The sequence below is a fragment of the Terrabacter sp. RAF57 genome, assembly GCF_052113925.1.
GTDB lineage: Bacteria > Actinomycetota > Actinomycetes > Actinomycetales > Dermatophilaceae > Terrabacter.
This window is the reverse complement of the sequence record NZ_JBFRDT010000003.1, coordinates 204,052-224,007: the sequence shown is the minus strand read 5'-3', so window position 1 is coordinate 224,007 and position 19,956 is coordinate 204,052. Positions and strand designations below refer to the sequence as shown.

General features: G+C 71.6%; 23 protein-coding genes, 1 tRNA gene and 1 pseudogene. 14 read left to right on the top strand and 11 right to left on the bottom strand.

All coding sequences use genetic code 11. The features are described from left to right. The first annotated feature begins 4 nt into the window (after window positions 1-4). Window positions 5-421 carry a pilus assembly protein CpaE gene (locus tag AB4Y83_RS06035; RefSeq protein WP_442273532.1) on the top strand — a complete coding sequence of 139 codons (417 nt, stop codon included), beginning with the start codon at window positions 5-7 and terminating at the stop codon, window positions 419-421. A 24-nt stretch (window positions 422-445) separates the two neighbouring features. Here AB4Y83_RS06035 and AB4Y83_RS06030 read toward each other — a convergent pair whose 3' ends face one another. Then, entirely contained in the window at window positions 446-1,210 is a 765-nt protein-coding gene (locus AB4Y83_RS06030) for a hypothetical protein (RefSeq protein ID WP_442273531.1), read from the bottom strand. A 60-nt stretch (window positions 1,211-1,270) separates the two neighbouring features. Here AB4Y83_RS06030 and AB4Y83_RS06025 point away from each other — a divergent pair, with 60 nt between their 5' ends. The 5 genes from AB4Y83_RS06025 to AB4Y83_RS06005 all read left to right on the top strand — a co-directional run bounded on the left by AB4Y83_RS06025 (window position 1,271) and on the right by AB4Y83_RS06005 (window position 5,673). Beyond that, window positions 1,271-2,056: an ABC transporter ATP-binding protein gene (locus AB4Y83_RS06025; protein WP_056776906.1), complete on the top strand. Its 786-nt coding sequence runs from the start codon at window positions 1,271-1,273 to the stop codon at window positions 2,054-2,056. A gap of 130 nt (window positions 2,057-2,186) precedes the next feature. Continuing rightward, window positions 2,187-2,636, top strand: coding sequence for an NfeD family protein (locus AB4Y83_RS06020; RefSeq protein WP_369793513.1), 450 nt, complete (start codon window positions 2,187-2,189; stop codon window positions 2,634-2,636). Window positions 2,637-2,759: 123 nt separating this feature from the next. Continuing rightward, on the top strand, window positions 2,760-3,926 hold the full coding sequence (locus AB4Y83_RS06015) for an SPFH domain-containing protein (protein ID WP_256795492.1): 1,167 nt from the start codon (window positions 2,760-2,762) through the stop codon (window positions 3,924-3,926). 59 nt (window positions 3,927-3,985) lie between these two features. Next, complete coding sequence (locus AB4Y83_RS06010; protein WP_256795493.1) at window positions 3,986-4,756, top strand: sulfite exporter TauE/SafE family protein; 771 nt, start codon at window positions 3,986-3,988, stop codon at window positions 4,754-4,756. A gap of 98 nt (window positions 4,757-4,854) precedes the next feature. Continuing rightward, entirely contained in the window at window positions 4,855-5,673 is an 819-nt protein-coding gene (locus AB4Y83_RS06005) for a TrmH family RNA methyltransferase (RefSeq protein WP_442296294.1), read from the top strand. Window positions 5,674-5,700: 27 nt separating this feature from the next. On the opposite strand, the gene AB4Y83_RS06000 is transcribed toward AB4Y83_RS06005, so the two are convergent. From AB4Y83_RS06000 to AB4Y83_RS05970, 7 genes are all read right to left on the bottom strand, one after another. Continuing rightward, window positions 5,701-6,078, bottom strand: a complete 378-nt coding sequence (locus tag AB4Y83_RS06000) for a DUF3037 domain-containing protein (RefSeq protein ID WP_442296293.1) — start codon at window positions 6,076-6,078, stop codon at window positions 5,701-5,703. Further along, on the bottom strand, window positions 6,075-6,845 hold the full coding sequence (locus tag AB4Y83_RS05995) for a HipA family kinase (protein WP_442296292.1): 771 nt from the start codon (window positions 6,843-6,845) through the stop codon (window positions 6,075-6,077). Before AB4Y83_RS05995 ends, AB4Y83_RS06000 begins: the two co-directional genes overlap by 4 nt. A 4-nt stretch (window positions 6,846-6,849) precedes the next feature. Then, window positions 6,850-8,118, bottom strand: coding sequence for an MFS transporter (locus AB4Y83_RS05990; RefSeq protein ID WP_442273525.1), 1,269 nt, complete (start codon window positions 8,116-8,118; stop codon window positions 6,850-6,852). 47 nt (window positions 8,119-8,165) lie between these two features. Then, window positions 8,166-8,987, bottom strand: a complete 822-nt coding sequence (locus AB4Y83_RS05985; protein WP_056776926.1) for an ABC transporter permease — start codon at window positions 8,985-8,987, stop codon at window positions 8,166-8,168. Beyond that, the gene (locus AB4Y83_RS05980) at window positions 8,947-9,756 is read right to left on the bottom strand and encodes an ABC transporter ATP-binding protein (protein WP_442296291.1); all 810 of its coding nucleotides are present in this window, start codon (window positions 9,754-9,756) and stop codon (window positions 8,947-8,949) included. Before AB4Y83_RS05980 ends, AB4Y83_RS05985 begins: the two co-directional genes overlap by 41 nt. Next, window positions 9,753-10,298 carry a MarR family winged helix-turn-helix transcriptional regulator gene (locus AB4Y83_RS05975; protein ID WP_442296290.1) on the bottom strand — a complete coding sequence of 182 codons (546 nt, stop codon included), beginning with the start codon at window positions 10,296-10,298 and terminating at the stop codon, window positions 9,753-9,755. Before AB4Y83_RS05975 ends, AB4Y83_RS05980 begins: the two co-directional genes overlap by 4 nt. A 121-nt stretch (window positions 10,299-10,419) precedes the next feature. Further along, a tRNA-Leu gene (locus AB4Y83_RS05970) sits at window positions 10,420-10,506 on the bottom strand. A gap of 121 nt (window positions 10,507-10,627) precedes the next feature. Between AB4Y83_RS05970 and AB4Y83_RS05965 the strand changes: the two genes are divergently transcribed. Beyond that, a complete protein-coding gene (locus AB4Y83_RS05965; protein ID WP_442296289.1) occupies window positions 10,628-11,986 on the top strand; it encodes a M20/M25/M40 family metallo-hydrolase in 1,359 nt (452 codons plus the stop codon). 20 nt (window positions 11,987-12,006) lie between these two features. Here AB4Y83_RS05965 and AB4Y83_RS05960 read toward each other — a convergent pair whose 3' ends face one another. Then, window positions 12,007-12,192 carry a DUF5703 family protein gene (locus AB4Y83_RS05960; RefSeq protein ID WP_034770947.1) on the bottom strand — a complete coding sequence of 62 codons (186 nt, stop codon included), beginning with the start codon at window positions 12,190-12,192 and terminating at the stop codon, window positions 12,007-12,009. A 42-nt stretch (window positions 12,193-12,234) separates the two neighbouring features. On the opposite strand from AB4Y83_RS05960, the pseudogene AB4Y83_RS05955 reads away from it, so the two are divergent. Beyond that, a pseudogene (locus tag AB4Y83_RS05955) lies at window positions 12,235-12,987 on the top strand (hypothetical protein); the annotation flags it as partial. Window positions 12,988-13,129: 142 nt separating this feature from the next. Continuing rightward, a complete protein-coding gene (locus AB4Y83_RS05950) occupies window positions 13,130-13,543 on the top strand; it encodes a hypothetical protein (RefSeq protein ID WP_442296288.1) in 414 nt (137 codons plus the stop codon). 60 nt (window positions 13,544-13,603) lie between these two features. On the opposite strand, the gene AB4Y83_RS05945 is transcribed toward AB4Y83_RS05950, so the two are convergent. Next, the gene (locus AB4Y83_RS05945) at window positions 13,604-14,539 is read right to left on the bottom strand and encodes an aldo/keto reductase (RefSeq protein WP_056776944.1); all 936 of its coding nucleotides are present in this window, start codon (window positions 14,537-14,539) and stop codon (window positions 13,604-13,606) included. Between the two features lie 75 nt (window positions 14,540-14,614). On the opposite strand from AB4Y83_RS05945, the gene AB4Y83_RS05940 reads away from it, so the two are divergent. Both AB4Y83_RS05940 and AB4Y83_RS05935 read left to right on the top strand, forming a co-directional pair. Then, window positions 14,615-15,712 (top strand): LLM class F420-dependent oxidoreductase, encoded by a 1,098-nt coding sequence (locus AB4Y83_RS05940; protein ID WP_442273518.1) that lies wholly within the window; start codon window positions 14,615-14,617, stop codon window positions 15,710-15,712. Window positions 15,713-15,852: 140 nt separating this feature from the next. Further along, on the top strand, window positions 15,853-16,713 hold the full coding sequence (locus AB4Y83_RS05935; protein ID WP_056776949.1) for an undecaprenyl-diphosphate phosphatase: 861 nt from the start codon (window positions 15,853-15,855) through the stop codon (window positions 16,711-16,713). A gap of 59 nt (window positions 16,714-16,772) precedes the next feature. Here the strand turns inward: AB4Y83_RS05935 and corA are convergent, their stop codons facing one another. Further along, on the bottom strand, window positions 16,773-17,774 hold the full coding sequence (corA, locus tag AB4Y83_RS05930) for a magnesium/cobalt transporter CorA (RefSeq protein ID WP_442273516.1): 1,002 nt from the start codon (window positions 17,772-17,774) through the stop codon (window positions 16,773-16,775). A gap of 91 nt (window positions 17,775-17,865) precedes the next feature. On the opposite strand from corA, the gene AB4Y83_RS05925 reads away from it, so the two are divergent. The 3 genes from AB4Y83_RS05925 to AB4Y83_RS05915 are packed head-to-tail and all read left to right on the top strand — an operon-like array spanning window position 17,866 to window position 19,946. Further along, a complete protein-coding gene (locus tag AB4Y83_RS05925; protein ID WP_442296287.1) occupies window positions 17,866-18,597 on the top strand; it encodes an MSMEG_4193 family putative phosphomutase in 732 nt (243 codons plus the stop codon). Window positions 18,598-18,607: 10 nt separating this feature from the next. Further along, window positions 18,608-19,153, top strand: a complete 546-nt coding sequence (locus AB4Y83_RS05920; protein WP_442273514.1) for a DUF3090 domain-containing protein — start codon at window positions 18,608-18,610, stop codon at window positions 19,151-19,153. Further along, the gene (locus tag AB4Y83_RS05915; protein WP_442296286.1) at window positions 19,137-19,946 is read left to right on the top strand and encodes an SCO1664 family protein; all 810 of its coding nucleotides are present in this window, start codon (window positions 19,137-19,139) and stop codon (window positions 19,944-19,946) included. Before AB4Y83_RS05920 ends, AB4Y83_RS05915 begins: the two co-directional genes overlap by 17 nt. Window positions 19,947-19,956: the final 10 nt, after the last annotated feature.

Below are 19,956 nucleotides of genomic sequence, written 5' to 3'. Positions count from 1 at the left end.
GAACATGCTGACCCTCGAGCTCGCCCGCCGGCTCTCCGACGCGGGACTGACGTGGAAGCCCGGCTCGGGCGACCGCTTCGTCGTGGCCGTCAGCGGCATGGAGGACGACGTCTTCGTGATCAGCGAGATCACGGTCGACGTCCACCACTTCACGACCGGCGACGTCATCGGCTTCAACGGCACGACCGAGTGGGCCCTCGACAGCGTCGAGCAGGACAAGGCCGTGTGGCTCCCGAGGGAGGACCAGCTGCGTGACCTGCTCGGTGAGTCCTTCGTCTCGCTCGAACAGCTCGAGGGCGGGTATGCCGTGTCGTCCCGCGGGCGTGACGGCGCGGTCGAGCGCCATGCCGACATCGACGCCGAACGCGCCTACGCGCGAGCGGTGCTCGCGCGGCTCGAGACGTCCGCCCCCGAGGCGTAGCCGCGCGGCCGACCGCAGCGGCACTCAGGCGGGGCGCCAGCCGGCGATGGACATGACGGCGACGTTGGTCGCGTCGGCCAGTGCTGCGTCGGCGTCCGCGGCGAGGTCGCGCAACAGCCGCGTCCGGTTCGCCGTGGTCACCGCGTCGAGACCACTCGACCCGAGCGAGGTCCGGCCGGCGTTGCGGTGGGCGACGCGGGAGAGGTTGGCCGACAAGGCCATGATCCGCAGGGCGCGTCCGGACGTCGCCGGCGGGATGCCCCACAGCGTCGTGTCGAGGTCGGCCTGCGCCTCGGCGCGCGCCTCGTCACCCCAGGGGTGGCCCCCCACCTCGTCGAAGCGCGTCGTGTGGTCGCGGAGGCGGCCCATGAGGTCGCGCTCGATGTCCCGGAGGTCCAGCATCTCCATCCGGTGCCGGGGGAGCGGGTCCGCTTCGTAGGCCGTCCAGTCCGCACGGACGCCCACGTCGCCCTCGGGGCCGAACTCCGAGAGCGTCGGCACGAGGACCCCGCCGATGCCCGCGACGAAGACGCACTCGCCGGCGTCCGCAGCGTGCGCGGTCGCCGCGGACGAGCCACGCGGCATACGGCTCAGGTCGCCGGGACGGGGGAGCGCCACGAACAGGGCGCGTTCGCCGAGGTCCCGCCAGACGTCGAGCCGGGCCAGGTCACCGGCGACGTGGTCGAGGTCCGGGAAGGCCCGGGCCAACGCCTCCGTGGTCGCGAGATCGCCACGCCACGAGGCCGTCACCCACAGCGCGAGGCGCACGGACGCGGGCAGCTCGGACACCCCGTCATCGTAGGGTGCGCCGCCGCGGCGGCTCCGGAGGCCTTGTCATAGGGTCGAGCCATGAGCGACGTCCTCGCCTTCGCCGGAGTCACCGTTCGTCGCGGTGCCTCGACGCTCCTCGACGACGTCACGTGGGAGGTGGAGGAGGGCGAGCGCTGGGTCGTGCTGGGCGCCAACGGTGCCGGCAAGACGACGCTGCTCCAGATCGCTGCGGCGCGGCTGCACCCGACCGCGGGGGTCGCCGGCGTCCTCGGTGAGGTGCTCGGCGCCGTCGACGTCTTCGAGCTGCGGCCGCGCATCGGCCTCGCGAGCTCGTCGATGGCCGAGCGCATCCCCGGCGACGAGCTCGTCGGCAACGTCGTCGTGACGGCGTCCTACGGCATCATCGGCCGGTGGCGCGAGACGTACGACCACGTGGACTACGTGCGCGCCATGGAGCTGCTCAGGACGCTCGGCGCCGAGCACCTCGCCGACCGGGCCTACGGCACGCTGAGCGAGGGCGAGCGCAAGCGCGTCCAGATCGCCCGGGCGCTGATGACCGACCCCGAGCTGATGCTCCTCGACGAGCCGGCCGCCGGTCTCGACCTCGGCGGTCGCGAGGACCTCGTGCGCCGGCTCGCCGACCTGGCCGCCGACACGGAGGCGCCCGCGATGGTGCTCGTGACGCACCACGTCGAGGAGATCCCCCCGTCGTTCACCGACGTCCTCATGATCCGCGACGGCAAGGTCGTCGCCGCCGGCCCCATCCCGCTGACACTGACGGCCGAGAACCTCAGCGCGACGTTCGGTCTGCCCCTCGTGCTCGAGCAGCACGGCGAGCGCTGGTCGGCACGGGCCGAGTCCTGATCGCAACCGTCCCGACCCCTTGATCCGTAGGTCCCGAGAGGGAACTGAGGCAGAATCGAGAACGTCACAGGAGTGACGCACGGGACATCGGGGCCCGTCGCCGAGGTGGACGAAGGCAGGGTGGGGGCACGTGGTCGAGGGACAGGCTTGGATGGTCTGGGTGGCAGTGGCTCTCGTCCTCGTCGCCATCGAGGCGGTCACGGTCGACTTCACCTTCCTCATGCTCGCCGGTGGTGCCGTGGGCGCATCGATCGCCGCGGCCTTCGGGGCGCCCCCCGTGGTGCAGGCCATCGTCGCGGCCCTCGTTGCCGTGGCCCTCCTCGCGATCGTGCGTCCGTGGCTCAAGAACCGCCTCTCGGCCAGCACGCCGCAACAGCTCATGGGCGCTGCGGCCCACGTCGGTCGCTCGGCCGTCGCCATCGACCGTGTCAACCCAGCAGGAGGGCGGGTCAAGCTCTCCGGCGAGACGTGGTCGGCGCGCACGCTCGGCGACGACATCGAGCCCGGCGAGGAGGTCGTCGTCGACTCCATCGACGGCGCCACCGCGATCGTGAGCCGCGCCCGCGTCGTGGGGAGCTGAGCCGGCCTCCGGCCCCGCGCCCGGCGACGCCACCGAACCAACGAGCGGATCGTCCGATCCGCCCGCACCAACCGCGCTTCCCCGGGGGAGCACGGACCGCACAGGGAGAAGGTCGAGAAGGTCGTGGACCCGGTACTCATCATTCCGATACTCATCGTCGTCGTGGCGTTCGTGGTCGTGCTGCGCACCGTGCGCATCGTGCCGCAGCAGACGGCACAGATCGTCGAGCGACTCGGCGGCTACAACAAGACGCTGACGGCAGGTATCCACTTCCTGATCCCGTTCGTCGACAAGGTCCGCGCGAACATCGACCTGCGTGAGCAGGTCGTCACCTTCCCGCCGCAGCCCGTCATCACCAGTGACAACCTCGTCGTCAACATCGACACCGTCATCTACTACTCGGTCACCGACGCGAAGGCCGCCGTCTACGAGATCGCCAACTTCATCCAGGGCATCGAGCAGCTGACGGTCACCACGCTGCGCAACGTCATCGGATCCCTCGACCTCGAGCAGGCACTGACGAGCCGCGACCAGATCAACGGCCAGCTGCGCGGCGTCCTCGACGAGGCCACGGGCAACTGGGGCATCCGCGTCAACCGTGTCGAGCTCAAGGCCATCGACCCGCCGCACTCGGTCCAGGAGACGATGGAGAAGCAGATGCGCGCGGAGCGCGACCGTCGTGCCGCGATCCTCACCGCGGAGGGCTTCAAGCAGTCGGCCATCCTCACCGCCGAGGGTGAGAAGCAGAGCCAGATCCTGCGGGCCGAGGGCTCGGCGCAGGCCCGCATCCTCGAGGCCCAGGGCCAGGCCCGCGCCATCCAGCAGGTGTTCGCGGCGATCCATCGCGGCAAGCCCACCCAGAAGCTGCTCGCCTACCAGTACCTCCAGGTGCTGCCGCAGCTCGCTCGCGGCGACTCCAACAAGATGTGGATCATCCCGTCCGAGCTGACCGATGCGCTCAAGGGCATCGGCAACGCACTCGGCGGCAGCGAGCAGGGCCCGATGGTCGACGACGAGGAGCAGTGGGTCGACACCGGCGACGCCGTGGACAACGCCTTTGCCGAGACGGTGCTCGAGGATCCCGCCAAGGCGCTGGCCGAGGCCCGTGGCCAGGCCGCGCAGGCGAGCGCCGAGTCGACCGAGCACGCCGCTCCCATGGGTCGCCAGCAGCCACCGCTGCACTCAGGCGCCGACGTGCCCCCGCCGCCCGCCGCCACGCCGCCGGTCATGCCTCCGGCATCCGCGGACGACCTGCCCGGCGCACCGCCGGAGCCCCCGACCGGACGCTGACCGACACTTCCGGCGACACCGCCCCGACGACACCCGGTCGCCCTCTGTAGGGTGACCGGGTGTCGTTCTGGTCCGCTGTCGCCATCGCGCTGGCCGGGACCGGGGCCGGCATCATCAACACGATCGTCGGGTCGGGCACGCTCATCACGTTCCCGACGCTGCTCTTCTTCGGGGTCAACCCGCTCGTCGCCAACGTCTCGAACAACATCGGCCTCGTCGCCGGGGGCGTGACCGGGGCGTGGGGCTACCGCAGGGAGCTCGACGGCCAGGCGCGCACCCTGCGCCGCCTCATGCCGATGTCGTTCCTCGGCTCGGTCGTGGGGGCTGGACTGCTGCTCGTCCTGCCCGCCGCGGCGTTCCGGGCGATCGTCCCGGTGCTCATCCTCATCGGGCTCGTGCTCGTGGTCGCCGGCCCGCACATCCAGGCCAGGGTCCACCGGGAGGGGGTCGAGGGGGCGGTGCCCCGGTGGCACGCGCCGGCGATGGCGGCCGGGGTCTTCGCCGCCGGCGTCTACGGGGGCTACTTCGGGGCGGCCCAAGGGGTCCTGCTCATGGGCCTGCTCAGCGCGCTCAGCCTCGAGCCACTGCAGCGGCTCAACGGCTACAAGAACGTCCTCGCCCTCGTCGTCAACGTCGTCGCGGCAGGGGTGTTCATCCTCTTCGCGCGCGACCACATCGACTGGCTCATCGTCCTCCTCATCGGCGTCGGTGCCTTCGTGGGCGGCATCATCGGGGCAGGGGTGGGCCGACGCATCCCGCCGAACGTCCTGCGGGGCCTCATCATCGCGATCGGCCTCGTCGCCGTCGTCAAGCTCGTCTGGTTCCCCTGACGCCTTTCGCAGCCTCGCCCCGGCCTCGCCCCGGCCCCGGCCCCGGCCCCCGGGCCACGATGCCGGGTGAAGGTGCGACCGGCACTAGCCTGTCGGGCGTGCCGATCGAGATCACCGACCCCACCGACCCGCGGCTGACCGACTACGTGTCGCTGACCGACGTCGTGCTGCGGAGGCGGCACGAGCCAGAGCGCGGACTCTACATCGCGGAGAGCCAGAAGGTGATCCGCCGTGCGCTGCGAGCCGGGCACCGACCGCGGTCCTACCTCATGGCGAGGCGCTGGCTCGACGACCTGTCCGACATCGTCGCCGACGCGGAGGCCGACGGGGTGCCGGTCTACTTCGCCGAGCACGACGTCATCGAGCAGCTGACCGGCTTCCACCTCCACCGCGGCGCACTGGCTGCGATGCAGCGCCCCGCCCTGCCGACCGTCGAGTCGCTCATCGCCGCCGCGCGCCGCGTCATCGTCCTCGAGGACGTCGTCGACCACACGAACGTCGGTGCGATCTTCCGGTCGGCCGCGGCGCTCGGGGTCGACGCCGTCCTCATCACGCCCCGGTGCGCCGACCCCCTCTACCGCCGCTCGATCCGCGTCTCCATGGGCACGGTCTTCCAGGTGCCGTGGACCCGGATCGACCCGTGGCCGCAGGGCATGGCCCTGCTCCACGACGCCGGTCTCACCGTCGCGGCCATGGCACTGTCGGACGACTCGGTCTCGCTCGACGACCTCGAGAGCGGTCCACCCGAGCGGCTCGCGCTCGTCGTCGGCACGGAGGGCGACGGCCTGTCTCACCGGACCGTCGCCGACGCCGACCTCACCCTGCGCATCCCCATGGCGGGCGGCGTCGACTCGCTCAACGTCGCCGCGGCCAGCGCCGTCGCGATGTGGGCGCTGCGCCCGCGCCCCCAGGGCTGACCGGGCCGGTCGAGCCCGTCGGGTCCGTCAGGTCCGGACGAGCCGGTCGAGCAGGCGCTCGAGCTCGACGGCGGGGTCGTCGCACAGGCCCCCGTGGACCGGTCCGGGCTGCACGACGGTCGAGCGCGGTGCGATGATCCAGCCGAACCGCTGGCCCGGCTTGTCAAGGGTCGGCAGGCCGCGGCCCGTCTCGCCGCGGCACACGGCCCGGACACGTTCGAGCATCGAGCGCACGCCCTCGAGGTCGCACGTCGGCGACAGCGCGTCCGCACGGCGCTCGTCGAGCTCCCATGCAGCGTCGAGGAAGCCCGCGTCCTGCGAGTAGAGCACGACACCGACGTTGATGAACTCCTCCCGGTCGACGCGGGGGACGAGCCGGAGCAGGACGTACTGGTACGCGTTCACGCGGCGACACCCGTGGGTACCCAGGTGAGTGGCCCCTCGAGGCGGGCCTGCAGCATCCGGGCGTACGCCGCGCGCACCGCGGGTGCGTCGGCGAGGTCGGGTGTGGGCTCGATCCATTCGTCGGGCACCTCGGCGACGACGGCCTCGATGGCCTCGGGCGTGAGGAGCGCCGCCAGCTCGTCGTGGCGCGCGGCCACGTCGCCCGCGACGTCGCGCAGGACGTGGCGGCTCGCGTCGAACGGCTGGGCCGCGAAGCGCTCCGGGGCCGGTGCCTTGCTCGGCCACGCGTGGTGGAAGTAGAGGGCGGCTCCGTGGTCGATGGCCCACGTGCGTCCGTGCCAGACGAGCAGGTTGGGGTTGGACCACGTGCGGTCGACGTTGGCGGTCAGCGCGTCGAGCCAGATGATCCGCTCGGCGAGGTCGGCGTCGGGCGGCCTCGAGCCGTCGTAGCCGAGCGAACCCGGCAGGAAGTCGACGCCGAGGTTGGTCCCGACCGAGGCGGTGAGCAGGTCCTGGACCTCCTCGTCGGCCTCGTACTTCGCGATGCGCGGGTCGAGGCGCACCACGGCGAGGTCGGGCACCGGCACCTCGAGCAGCCGGGCGATCCCGGCGACGAGCACCTCGGCGACCAAGACCTTGAGCCCCTGACCGGCGCCGCGGAACTTCAGGACGTAGGTGCCGTCGTCGTCGGCCTCCACGATGCCGGGCAGCGACCCACCCTCCTTGAGCGGCGTCACGTAGCGGGTGGCGGTCAGCTCGGGAAGCACGCCGTCAGCCTAGTGGCCGCTCGTGGTCGAGCACCGTGGCCCGCGTCCAGAGCCGGCCGAGCAGCATCGCGCTCGCCCCGTAGAGGCATGCGAAGGCCACGAGCGGCCACCAGGCGAGCCCGCTCTCGGGGAGGACGAGCGCGCCGAGGGCCGCCGCCGCGACCATGCCGGCGTTGTAGACGACGTCATAGGCGGAGAAGGCGCGGCCGAGCAGGTGGTCGTCGACGTGGGCCTGCAGGAGCGAGTCGACGGTGATCTTGACGCACTGCGAGGTGAAGGAGACGACGAAGCCGACGACGACGATGCTCCACGGCGTGAGGAACGGTCCCAGCACGGCGCACACGACCGCGCCCAGCGCGAGCATCCGGGCGGCATACGGCACGGCGGTCAGGCGTGGGGCCAGCCACGGGGTGACGAAGGCCGCGGAGGCGAATCCCAGGGCGGACGCGCCGGCGGCGATGCCGAAGCCCTGCGCGCCGTGGCCGGACTCGAACGGGCCGCGGAAGAGGAGCAGGGTCTGCAGCAGGAGGAAGCCGAACGGGAGCCGGGTGATGAAGACGAGGGCGAGCAGGAGGCGTGCGCGGCGCGGCAGGGTGTGCACGGCCTCGACGAGGCCCGTCACGACGGACCGGGTGATCTGCCCGACCGAGGGCGCGCCGCTCGTGTCGTCGGGGCCGATGAACGGCAGCCGGGTCGCCGCCCAGGCGGCCAGGAGGACGCCGGCGGCGGCGAGGAGCACGTCGACGACATCGCTGCCGCCGAGGGCCCGGATCCCGGTGCCGACCGCGCCACCGAGGAGGTATGCCAGGGACCCGCACGTGGGAGCGACGGAGTTCGCGCTCACGAGGTCCTCGCGCGGCACCACGTGCGGCATGGCCGAGGAGAGCCCGGCGAGGATGAAGCGGTTGACCGAGAAGACGAGGAGCACGAGGCCGAAGAACGCCGGACCGGTCTCGGCTCCGGTGACGAGGACGGAGACGCCGAGGATCGCCGTGGCCCGGATGACCTGGCTGACGACGATGACGCGCTTGCGCGGCCACCGGTCGAGGAGCACTCCGACGAACGGCCCCAGCGCCGAGTAGGGCAGCAGCACGATCGCGAAGGCGATGGCGATCCCGCGCGCGTCGGCGGCCTTCTCGGGGTTGAAGAGGATGTGGCTGGCCAGGGCGACCTGGAAGATGCCGTCGCTGAACGACGACGTGACCCGGCTGACGAAGAGCCGACGGAACCCGCGCCCCCGGAGCAGGGTGAACAGGGCGCGCAGGAAGGTCACGCGGCACAGCGTACGGTCACCCGTGCGGTGCCCGGCGACGGGAGCGGTCAGCGCGCGAGTCGCCCGATGAGGGCCGCGGCGCAGACGATGCCGGCGATCGCGCTGCCGGCGAGGACCCCGAAGTCGACCCAGTAGTTCGTCGGCGTGCCCAGCAGCAGGCCGCGCAGGGCCGACACCTCGTAGGTCAGCGGGTTGACGTGGCTGATGACCTGGAGCCAGCCCGGCATCATCTCGATCGGGTAGAGCGCGTTCGAGGCGAAGAAGAGCGGCATCGTGATCGCCTGGCCGATCCCCATCAGCCGGTCGCGCTTGAGGGCGACGCCGGCGATGCTGAGCGACAGGCACGAGAAGAACGCGGCGCCGAGCATCACGACGACGACCACGCCGAGCAGCCGCACGGGATTCCACGTCATCGCCACGCCCATCAGCGCGGCCACGACGACGACGATGACGGCCTGGGCGACGGACCTGACCCCGGCGGCGAACGCCTTGCCGGCCACGAGCGCTGCTCGCGGCGTCGGCGTCACGAGGAGCTTGGTGAGCACACCGGCATCGCGCTCCCAGATGATCTGGATGCCGTAGAAGATCGAGACGAAGAGGGCCGACTGGGCGATGACACCCGGCGCGAGGAAGTCGAGGTAGTCGAGGCCCCCGGTGGGAATGGCCCGGATCTGGCTGAACGTCGTGCCGAAGATGACGAGCCAGAGGATCGGCTGGATCGCCCGGGTGATCAGCTCGCTGCGGTCGTGGCGCAGCTTCTGGAGCTCGACGAGGCAGAACGTCGCGATGCGCGACACGAGGAGCCGCACCCCGGTGCGGCTGCGCCGGTCAGCCCAGACGGCGGGCGGTTCGACGAGTTGCTCGGACACCGCGCAGCCCTCCCTTCTCGCCCTCGACCTCGTCGAGCGCCTCGCCGGTGTGGTGACGGAAGACGTCCTCGAGGCTGGCACCCTCCCCAGCGGCGGCCTTGAGCTCGTCGGGGGAGCCGAGGGCGCGCAGGGCCCCGCGGTGCATGAGGGCGACGCGGTCGCACAGCGCGTCCGCCTCCTCCATGTAGTGGGTCGTGAGCAGCACGGTCATGCCGTGGTCTCGCTGCATCTGCGCCACCCGCAGCCAGACGCTGTCGCGGGCGACGGGGTCGAGGCCCACCGTCGGCTCGTCCAGGACGAGCAGTGCTGGGCGGTTGACCAGGGCCTGGGCGAGCTCCAGACGCCTCACCATGCCGCCGGAATAGGTCGAGGCGAGGCGTGACTCGTCGCCGCGCAGGTCGACCATGTCGAGCACCTCGTCGACGCGAGTCCTGCGCTCGCGCCGGGGGACGTCGAAGAGACGGGCGAACCACTCGACGTTCTCGCGACCCGTGAGAGCGCCCTCGATCGACAGCTGCTGGGGCACGTAGCCGAGCAGCCGCCGCACGGCCATCGCCTCGGTGCGCACCGAGCGGCCGAAGATCTCGACCTGTCCGGCCTGCAGTGGCAGCAGGGTGTTGAGCAGGCGGATCGTCGTCGTCTTGCCGGCCCCGTTGGGCCCGAGCAGGCCGAAGCACTCACCCGGCTCGACGCCCAGGGTGAGGTCGTCGACCGCGCGGTGCGTCCCGAAGCTGTAGCCCAGGCCCCGGATGTCGATGGCCGAGGTCATGGTCGGTCGCCGGCAGCCGACCCGTCCGAGAGGTCGAGGGCCGCGGCCACGATGACGGCCGGCTCGGAGGTGTGCGGCGCGGCGACGTCGTGCGCCTCCGGCAGGTTCGCGGCGATGCGGGCGATGGTCGGCAGCGCCGCAGCCAGGCGGGCGCGGTCGGCGGCCGGGAGCCCCGCGAGCGCAACTGCGGTGGACTGCGCGCGACGGTCGCGCCACTGCTCCAAGCCCGCGCGGGCCGAGGGCGTGAGGTCGAGCCGCGCCACACGCCGGTCGCTCGTGTCGCGTTCACGCACGAGCACCCCGAGGGCGAGCAGCTGGCCGACGAGGGTGGAGACGGTGTTGGCGGCGAGACCGAGGACCCGGGCCGACTCGGCCACGGTGATCCCGGGGTTGCGCCGCACGACGCGGAGCAGCTCGAGCTGGGCGCCGGACAGGGCGAGCTCGGGCAGCGGAGCGCCGACGAGACGCCGCGACCGGCGTCGGAGCAGCCCGATGACGTCGTAGAGGTCGTCCGCCAGCCCAGCCACCTTCTCGTCGCTCACGATCGAAGATTACGTCTGTCGCAGAGGGGTGACCAGAGAAACCGGAGGTGGACCTCCGGACGCAGCCGCCCGGGCAGCAGAAGACCCCCGGATCCTGGCCTGCAGGAACCCGGGGGTCTCGTGGTGTCGAGGGGGGGACTTGAACCCCCACGCCCGTTAAGGGCACTAGCACCTCAAGCTAGCGCGTCTGCCATTCCGCCACCCCGACAAGGTGTTGCAAGGGGCTCGTGGGAATCCCTTGCGGCGAGGCGAAACGTTACACGGGGCCTGACCAAAAGACCAAACGGGCGGCTGCTGGCGTCGGGAGGCGGCGGCATACGCTGATCGGCATGAGCCACGACGACGCCGACCGCACCGTGACGACCTCGGCACAGACTGCCGTGACGCCCGAGGAGGAGGTCGCGCGGATCTGCGCCGAGCTCATCCGGATCGACTCCTCCAACTACGGTGACGGGTCGGGTCCGGGGGAGCGCAAGGCGGCCGAGTACGTCATGGCGCAGCTCGACGAGGTCGGCCTCGAGGGCACCCTGCTCGAGAGCGAGCCGGGCCGTGCGACCGTCGTCGTCCGCCTCGAGGGCGAGGACTCCTCGCGCCCCGGGCTCGCGGTCCACGGCCACCTCGACGTGGTGCCGGCGAACGCCGCGGACTGGCAGGTCGACCCCTTCGCCGCGGAGGAGCGCGACGGCTGCATCTGGGGTCGCGGAGCGGTCGACATGAAGGACATGGACGCGATGATCCTCGCGAACATCCGTCACTTCGCCCGCACCCGCACGAAGCCCGCCCGCGACACGACGTTCGTCTTCTTCGCCGACGAGGAGGCCGGTGGCACCTACGGCAGCCACTGGCTCGTGGACCACCACCCGCACTGGTTCGAGGGCGTGACCGAGGCGATCAGCGAGGTCGGCGGCTACAGCGTCACCGTGCCGACGCCGGGGGGCCAGCAGCGCGCGTACCTCCTCCAGACCGCGGAGAAGGGCATCGCCTGGCTGCGGCTGCGCGCACACGGACGTGCCGGGCACGGGTCGGTACCCAACGACGAGAACGCCATCGTCCGCCTCGCCGCTGCCATCGGCCGGGTCGCCGCCCACGAGTGGCCGCGTGAGTACATCGCCTCGGTCCGTGAGCTGCTCGACACGCTCGGCAGCCTGACCGGGCTCTCGTCGACCGACGACGACCTCGAGCCGCTGCTCGCCACCCTCGGCGGGGCCCAGGGCTTCGTGCGGGGCACGCTGCGCGACACCGCCAACGTCACGATGCTCGAGTCCGGATACAAGCACAACGTCATCCCGCAGACGGCGACGGCCGCCGTCGACTGCCGCTTCCTGCCCGGCCACGAGGACGCCCTCATGGCCACGATCCGCGAGCTGGCCGGCGAGCACGTCGAGGTCGAGGTCGTGCACCGTGACGTCGCCATCGAGGCACCGTTCTCCGGTGACCTCGTCGAGTCGATGAAGCAGGCGCTGCTGCGTGAGGACCCCGAGGCCGTCGTGCTGCCCTACTGCCTCTCGGGCGGCACCGACAACAAGGCGCTGGGTCGCCTCGGGATCAGCGGCTACGGCTTCGCGCCGCTGCGGCTGCCGGCAGACCTCGACTTCGCGCCGATGTTCCACGGCATCGACGAGCGCGTGCCCACGGCGTCGCTCCGCTTCGGGGCGCGGGTGCTCGGGGACTTCCTGCGCTCCTGCTGAGGGTCGCGCGGCCCCGTCGGTCAGGCCGTGCGCTCGACGCGCATGATCCGGCGGCGCAGCCACATCCGACGCACGCCACCTTCGTAGATGACCGTGCGCGACAGCTCCCAACGGCCGTACTCGGCGTGCTCACGCACCGCCTGTCTGGCCTGGGCCTTCGACGTGTGGCGGTCGAACGTGAGGACCCGGTACTCGTACTCCGTCATCGCCGTCCATTCTGACACCAACCGTGACCCCTCCGAGACCGTATGCGCGGCGTGGCGGTCACGCGACCGCGGTACCGTCGCTGGGTCATCCGGCCGCGAACCGGACCTGCGTGGTCCGCGCGGCGAGCAGGGGAACCGCCTGGCACAGCCCGGCGTCAAGGGCCCAGGAGGTCAACACGCATGAAATGGAACACCCGCCGCATCGCGGCAGCAGCCATCGTCCTTCCGGCCGTCCTCGGAGTCGCGGCCTGTGGCAAGAGCGAGACCCCAGCACCCGCGACGGGGCAGACTCAGGCCAGCTCGGCCGCCGCGACGAGCGATGCGCCGGCCGCCGGTCAGCCGTACAAGGACAAGGCGTCGTTCGTCGCCGCCATGAAGGCCGCGGGCAAGAACGCCACGACCGCCCACGTCACGATGGCGATGGACGCCGCCGGCCAGAAGATCGCCATCACCGGTGACACGAAGGTCGACGCGAGCAACCCGGCGATGAAGATGACGATGGACATGGGCCCCTCGATGAAGCTCGACATGGTCCTCGTCGACAAGAAGGTCTACATGAAGGGCTTCCCGGGCCTCGCCGCAGGCAAGTGGGCCGTCATCGACAGCAGCTCGACGCTCGGCAAGCAGCTCTCGCAGTCGCTCGACCAGGCCGACCCGACCAAGATGTACGACCAGTTCGGCGCGGCCGTGCAGGACGTCAAGTACGTCGGTGAGGACACCGTCGACGGCGAGAAGACGTGGAAGTACGACCTGACGCTCGACACCGCGGCGATGCAGGCCCAGCTGCCCGCGGCCGAGAAGACGAAGATGCCGGCCACCATCACGTACACCGCGTGGCTCGACGAGAAGAACCAGCTGCGCGGGACCGCTGTGTTTCCGGGCGTTTCCGGGCCCGGATTCGGTGCGTTCGGTCGTGCGGGTCGACTACGGTCGAGGCATGACCGTCGACCCCCGCTCCGCCCTCGAGCAGCTGATCGTCGCCCTCGAACGCCACCTCGAGGCCGCGAACGCGAGCCGAGACCCCGACCACCCCATGGTGATGGCGGCGGCGCAGGACCTCGCCGAGGCCTTCGACGACTACGACGAGGCACTCTACGAGGCGACCGAGGTCGCGACGCCCCTCGCGATCTACGGCGACGACTTCGACGGGCACGAGGACGAGGACGGGACCGAGGGCCGCGTCTACGCCGGGCTCGACTCGGACGACTACGACGAGGACGACGACGAGGACGACGACGACGATGACGATGACGATGACGATGACGATGACGACGACTACGAGGACGATGACGACGACGACGAGGGCCACGCCGAACGCGGCGTGACCGAGAGCTCCGACACGCGAGCCTGATCCGTCGCGACGCTCCGGCGGGAGCGGTCACCGCGCCTGGTCGCGAGCAGGGTCCCGGCGTCAGGCCGAGACGTCCTCCAGGGCGGCGACGATCTCCGACGGCAGGGCAAGCTCGAGACTTGCGAGCGCGGAGCGCAGCTGAGCTGCCGTGCGGGCGCCGACGATGGGCGCCGCCACGCCGGGCCGGTCGCGCAGCCACGCCAGGGCAACCTCCCCGGGCTTGGCCCCGAGGCCTCGGGCGGCCATCGCCACCGCGTCGGCGACGCGCGTGGTCTGCTCGTCGAGGAAGCGCTCGGCGAATCCCGGGAAGTCGCTCGACGCCGCGCGCGATCCCGACGGTATGCCGTTGCGGTACTTCCCGGTCAGCACGCCGCGTCCCAGCGGTGACCACGGGAGCAGCCCGAAGCCGAGCGACGTCGCGGCCGGCACGACCTCGTGCTCGGGCGTACGGCATACCAAGGAGTACTCGATCTCGTTGGCCACCAGAGGGATTCGGGCCGACTCGAGCAGGCTGAAGGCGCGCGCGGACTGCCAGCCGGAGTAGTTGGAGACGCCGACGTAGCGGGCTCGGCCCGACGCGGCCGCCCACTCGAGCGCGGAGAGCGTCTCGGCCAGCGGCACGTCGTCGGACCACGTGTGCGCGAGCCAGAGGTCGACGTGGTCGGTGCCGAGGCGGCGCAGTGACGTGTCGAGCTGGGCCATGAGCCCGCGCCGCGACACGTCGACCCGTCGCTCGCCACCCGCCCGGGAGATGCCCGCCTTGGTGCAGATGACGAGGTCGTCGCGAGGGACCGTGCCGTCCAGCAGGCCCCCGAGGATGGTCTCGGCGTCTCCGCCGCCGTAGCCGTAGGCCGTGTCGACGAGGTTGCCGCCCGCCTCGACGAACGCACGCAGGTGGTCGCCGGCCTCGTGGCGGTCGACGGCGTTGCCCCAGAGCATCGTCCCGAGGGCGAGAGGGGTGACCGTGAGACCGGACGAGCCGAGACGCCTGCGCATGCCTCGAACGGTAGTGGGCGACGCCGCACCCCGAGCGGCCGCCACGTCGGCGACCGCGCCGATAGCCTGCGATCCATGAGGATCGGTGTGAATCTCGGCTACTGGGGACGCGGCACGACGGGGCAGGACCAGGTGGCGGTGGCGCAGGCCGCCGACCGGCTCGGCTACGACAGCGTGTGGGTGGCCGAGGCGTACGGCTCGGACAGCCCGACCATGCTCGCGTGGATCGGGGCGCTGACCGAGCACGTCGACCTCGGCTCGGCCGTCATGCAGATCCCGGGACGGACCCCGGCGATGACGGCCATGACGGCGGCGACGATCGACACGATGTCCGGCGGCCGGTTCCGGCTCGGGCTCGGGGTGTCCGGTCCGCAGGTGAGCGAGGGCTGGCACGGCGTACCGTTCCGCAGCCCGCTCGGCCGCACGCGCGACTACGTCGAGATCGTGCGCGCCGCGCTCCGCCGCGACACGGTGACCCACGCCGGCCCGCACTACCCGCTCCCGCTCCCGGGCGGACCGGGCAAGCCGCTCAAGCTCTCCGCGCGGCCCGTGCGCCCCGACCTCCCGATCTACCTCGCGGCGGTCGGTCCCAAGAACCTCGAGCTGACCGGCGAGATCGCCGACGGCTGGCTCGCGATCTTCTTCAGCCCCGAGCACGCCGCCGACCTGCTCGCCACCCTCGAGACGGGACGGCGACGGGGTGTGCGAGGCCCAGCCGACGCACCGATGACGGGCTTCGACGTCGTGGCGACGACGCCCGTCGTCCTCGTCGACGACGTCGCGGAGGCGGCGGACCACGTGCGTGACTACTGCGCGCTCTACATCGGCGGCATGGGCTCGCGCGAGCAGAACTTCTACAACCAGCTCGCGTGCCGGATGGGCTTCGAGGAGGACGCGGCGCGCATCCAGGACCTCTACCTCGCCGGCCGCCACCGCGAGGCCGCCGCTGCCGTGCCGCTCGAGTTCATCGACGAGACGGCGCTGCTCGGCTCGCCGCAGCGGATCGCCCGACGACTCGGTCGCTACGAGGAGGCCGGAGTCACGACGCTCGCCGTCGCCGTCGGCGGGGGCATGACCCGTGACCAGGCCCTCGCCACGCTGCAGGTGGTCGCCGGGATCGCGGGGCTCGAACCATCCGGGGCGTCGGACGAGGCGGCCCCGGACGTTCCCTAGGGATTCGTCTCCGCGCCGCCCTCCTCGAGGCCTCCCAGCCGGCGTTGTCGATAGGGTGCGACATTGTGCCCAGCGGCCGTCGCACCCTTTCGGGTGGCGACCCGTCCCGTCCCTCCTGCGCAGAAGGCCCACCCTGACCCATGGCTGACCTCAGCTACCTCGACGCCATCATCCTCGGCGTCGTCGAAGGCCTCACCGAGTACCTTCCGATCTCCTCGACCGCCCACCTGACCATCACCGAGAAGCTCCTCGGGCTCGAGGTGAACGACCCCGCCGTGACGGCCTACACCGCCGTCATCCAGCTCGGCGCGATCGCGGCGACCCTCCTCTACTTCTTCCGCGACATCGTCCGCTTCGCGGTCGCCTGGTTCCGGGGCCTCACGTCCACGGGTGCGCGCAAGGATCCCGACTACGGCCTCGCGTGGGCCGTCGTCATCGGCTCGATCCCGGTCGGCATCGTCGGGTTCCTTGCGCGCGACCTCATCTCGGGCGCGCTGCGCAGCCTCTGGGTCGTGGCCGTCGCGCTGCTCCTGTGGAGCATCGCCATGGTCGTCGCGGAGCGGATCTACGCCGGCCACGAGGCCCGCGGCGAGATCCGGGGTGAGCACTCGGTGCGTCCCGTCGACGGCGTCGTCATCGGACTCGTCCAGTGCTTGTCGCTCATCCCCGGCGTCTCTCGCTCGGGCGCGACGATCTCCGCGGGTATCGCCCGCGGCATCGACCGCGTCACGGCCACCCGACTCAGCTTCTTCCTCGCGATCCCGGCACTGACGGCCGCGGGCCTCTTCCAGGCCGTGGAGGAGAAGGACGGCCTCTCGGCGCTGGGGGTCGGCCCCGTGGTCGTCGGGGTCGTCGTCGCCTTCGTCGTGGCCTACGCGACGATCGCCTGGCTGCTGCGCTTCGTCGCGAGCAACACCCTGCTGCCCTTCGTCTGGTACCGCATCGCGCTCGCCGTGGTGCTCGCCGGCGTCCTCGCGGGCGGTGTCATCACCGCGACCTGACGTCCCTCGCAGACCACGAACGGCCGGCTTCCCCGCGGGGGAGCCGGCCGTTCGCGTCGCTAGAGCCAGCCTGAGCGCTTGAACGCGCGATAGAGGCCGATGCACGCGGCCGCCATGACCCCGAGCACGAGGAAGTAGCCGTACTGGAACTCTCCGTGCCCCAGATGGACGCTCGCGGTCAGCTCGGGCATGTGCTCGAAGTTCATGCCGTAGATGCCGGCGATCATCGTGGGCACGGCTGCGATCGCCACCCACGCGGAGATCCGGCGCATGTCCTCGTTCTGCTTGACCGAGACGCTCGCGAGGTGGGCCGAGAGCACGTCGGTCAGGAGGCGGTCGTAGGACTCGACGTGGTCGTTGACGAGGCGCAGGTGGTCCGCCACGTCACGGAAGAAGGGCAGCATCTCCTCCGTGAGGCCGCGGCCCCGCGCGCGTTCCATGAACTGCGTCAGGGTGTCGGCCAACGGCTGGCTGGCCCGGCGGAACTCGAGCACCTCACGCTTGAGGCGGTAGATCGTGTTGGCGTCACCGCCGAGGTGGGAGGCGAACACCTGCTCCTCGATCTGCTCGAGGTCCCGGCGCACCTCCCGGTCGACGACGAGGTAGTTGTCGACGACGGAGTCCATGACGGCGTGGAGCACGGTCATGGCGCCGTGGACGAGGCGCTCGGGCTCGGTCTCGAGGCGCTGGCGCACGCCGGCCAAGGGGTTGCCCTCACCGTGACGGACGGTCACGACGAAGCGATCGCCGATGAAGAGCATGACCTCACCGGTCTCGATGTCGCTCGTCGGCTCGATGTAGCGCAGCGTCTTGAGGACGACGAACACCGACGACTCGTACTTCTCGATCTTGGCCCGCTGGTGGCCGTTGACCGCGTCCTCGACGGCGAGCGGGTGCAGGTGCAGCTCCTCGTTGACGAGGTCGAACTCCTGGTCGGTCGGGTCCTTGAGACCGATCCAGAGGAAGCCGTCCTGGGTGAGGCGCAAGACGTCGAGCTCATCGCTGAGGTCGCCGCAACCCTGCCGCCGCCCGTTGCGGTAGATGGCCTTGTCCACGATCACATCTCCTACTTCACCACGTCCGCTCGCCGACGTCTCGCAGGCTGGCGTATGCCGCCGGGCGAGGGTGCAGGGGCGGGCTAGGGTGGCGACCGTGCCCACCGTCATCTTCGTGCGCCACGGGCGCTCCACCTCCAACACCGCAGGCACGCTCGCCGGCTGGATGCCGGGGGTCCTCCTCGACGAGACCGGGGAGGCGCAAGCCGCCTCCGTCGGCCAGCGGCTCGCCGCAGCAGTGCTGCCCATCGTCGAGGTCGTGAGCTCACCGCTCGACCGGTGCGTGCAGACCGCCGACCTGCTGGCCGCCCCGCTCCCGGACCACGTGGCCCGCAGCATCCACGAGGGACTGGGGGAGTGCCGCTACGGCGCGTGGACCGGGCGACCCATCGCGGAGCTCGCCAAGGAGGAGCTCTGGAAGGTCGTGCAGGACCGACCGAGCGAGGCGCGCTTCCCCGACTCGGCGGCATACCCCGCCGAGTCCATGGTGGAGATGCAGGACCGGGCGCTGCGCGCGGTGCGGGAGATCGATGCACGCATCCTCGAGACGCACGGCAAGGACGCGGTCTGGGTCGCGGTGTCGCACGGTGACGTCATCAAGTCGATCCTGTCGCACGCCACCGGCGCCCACCTCGACGACTTCCAGCGGATCAACGTCGACCCGGCCTCGGTGAGCGCCGTGCGCTACACGAGCCGCAAGCCGTTCGTGCTGCGGCTCAACGACGTCGGGGGCGACCTGACGGGGCTGCGACCGCCCGAGAAGCCTGCCGCCGAGGAGGGCGACGCCGTCGTGGGCGGGGGCGCCGGGACACCGGGAAGTGTCGGATAGGGTCGAGCGCATGACGGTCCAGGACTTCGATCCCGCTGACCGGTTCGTCGCCGGGACGGTCGGCCCGGCCGGCCAGCGGGCCTTCTACCTCCAGGCGAGCACCGGCCCTCTCGTCGTCACCGTGGGCGTCGAGAAGCAGCAGGTCTCGATCCTCGCCGACCGCGTCAACGACGTGCTCGACCAGCTCGCGCCCGTCGCTGCCGTCGAGCCGGGCGAGCCCGGTGGGGCGCCCGAGGACACCGACCCGCTGCAGACGCCGTTCGACGAGGACTGGCACGTGCAGACCCTCTCCCTCGCCTGGGACGAGGAGGCGCAGAAGGTCGTCATCGAGTGCCACGACCACGACCCCGACGAGGTCGACGAGGACGCCGACGACGAGGTGGGTCCGCTCGGGCGCAACTCGATCCGGGTCGCCCTGACGCCGGCCGAGGCCCGCGCCTTCGCACGGCGCAGCAACGCGCTCGTCGCTGCCGGCCGCCCGCCGTGCCCCTTCTGCGGCAGCCCACTCGATCCCACGGGCCACATCTGCCCGCGGGCCAATGGCTACAAGCGCTGACGGCACCCCGCCGTCGGTCGACCTGACCGGCGAGCTCGAGGTCCTCGGGCGCATCACCGAGTCCTCGAACCTCGCTGTCGTCGCCCGTATCGCGAGCGTCCCCGGCGGTCACGTCATCTACAAGCCGGTCCGGGGCGAGCGACCGCTGTGGGACTTCCCCGACGGCACCCTGGCCGGCCGGGAGGTGGCGGCGCAGGTGGTCTCGGAGCTCGGCGGCTGGCACGTCGTGCCCTCGACCGTGCTGCGCGACGGCCCGCTCGGTCCCGGGTCGGTGCAGCTGTGGATCGGTGACCCGTTCGACCCCGTCGACGACGACGTCGTCGTGGACCTCGTGCCCGAGGGGCGCACACCCGACGGCTGGCACGCGGTCTTCGACGGCGAGACACCCGGCGGCTCGGCCGTGACCGTCGTGCACTCGGGCGCCGACGACGTGCGGTCCCTCGCCGTGCTCGACGCCGCCCTCAACAACTCCGACCGCAAGGGCTCGCACTGCCTCCGGGACCGGGAGGGACGCCTCTGGGCCATCGACCACGGCGTGACGTTCTCGCCGACCCCGAAGCTGCGCACGGTGCTGTGGGGTTGGGCCGGGGAGCCGATCGTCGAGGACGACCTCTTGCGCCTGAAGCGCCTGCGGGACGCGCTCGCCGAGGACGAGCCGCGGCAGCGGCTCCTCGCGTTGCTCCCGGAGGGCGACGTGGACGCGCTGGCCCAGCGCGTCCGGCGGCTTCTCGACCGCGGCGTGCACCCCTCTCCCAGCCCCGACTGGCCCTCGGTCCCGTGGCCGCCGCTGTGAGGTGCGCGCG

Coding starts and splice junctions, on each gene's coding strand:
- AB4Y83_RS05980 (WP_442296291.1), bottom strand. CDS start 9,756: ATGACCTCGGCCATCGACATCCGGGGCCTGGGCTACAGCTTCGGGACG.
- AB4Y83_RS05935 (WP_056776949.1), top strand. CDS start 15,853: ATGGCTGACCTCAGCTACCTCGACGCCATCATCCTCGGCGTCGTCGAA.
- AB4Y83_RS05960 (WP_034770947.1), bottom strand. CDS start 12,192: ATGACGGAGTACGAGTACCGGGTCCTCACGTTCGACCGCCACACGTCG.
- AB4Y83_RS05915 (WP_442296286.1), top strand. CDS start 19,137: ATGGCTACAAGCGCTGACGGCACCCCGCCGTCGGTCGACCTGACCGGC.
- AB4Y83_RS05950 (WP_442296288.1), top strand. CDS start 13,130: ATGACCGTCGACCCCCGCTCCGCCCTCGAGCAGCTGATCGTCGCCCTC.
- AB4Y83_RS05940 (WP_442273518.1), top strand. CDS start 14,615: ATGAGGATCGGTGTGAATCTCGGCTACTGGGGACGCGGCACGACGGGG.
- AB4Y83_RS05920 (WP_442273514.1), top strand. CDS start 18,608: ATGACGGTCCAGGACTTCGATCCCGCTGACCGGTTCGTCGCCGGGACG.
- AB4Y83_RS06025 (WP_056776906.1), top strand. CDS start 1,271: ATGAGCGACGTCCTCGCCTTCGCCGGAGTCACCGTTCGTCGCGGTGCC.
- AB4Y83_RS05965 (WP_442296289.1), top strand. CDS start 10,628: ATGAGCCACGACGACGCCGACCGCACCGTGACGACCTCGGCACAGACT.
- AB4Y83_RS06035 (WP_442273532.1), top strand. CDS start 5: ATGCTGACCCTCGAGCTCGCCCGCCGGCTCTCCGACGCGGGACTGACG.
- AB4Y83_RS05945 (WP_056776944.1), bottom strand. CDS start 14,539: ATGCGCAGGCGTCTCGGCTCGTCCGGTCTCACGGTCACCCCTCTCGCC.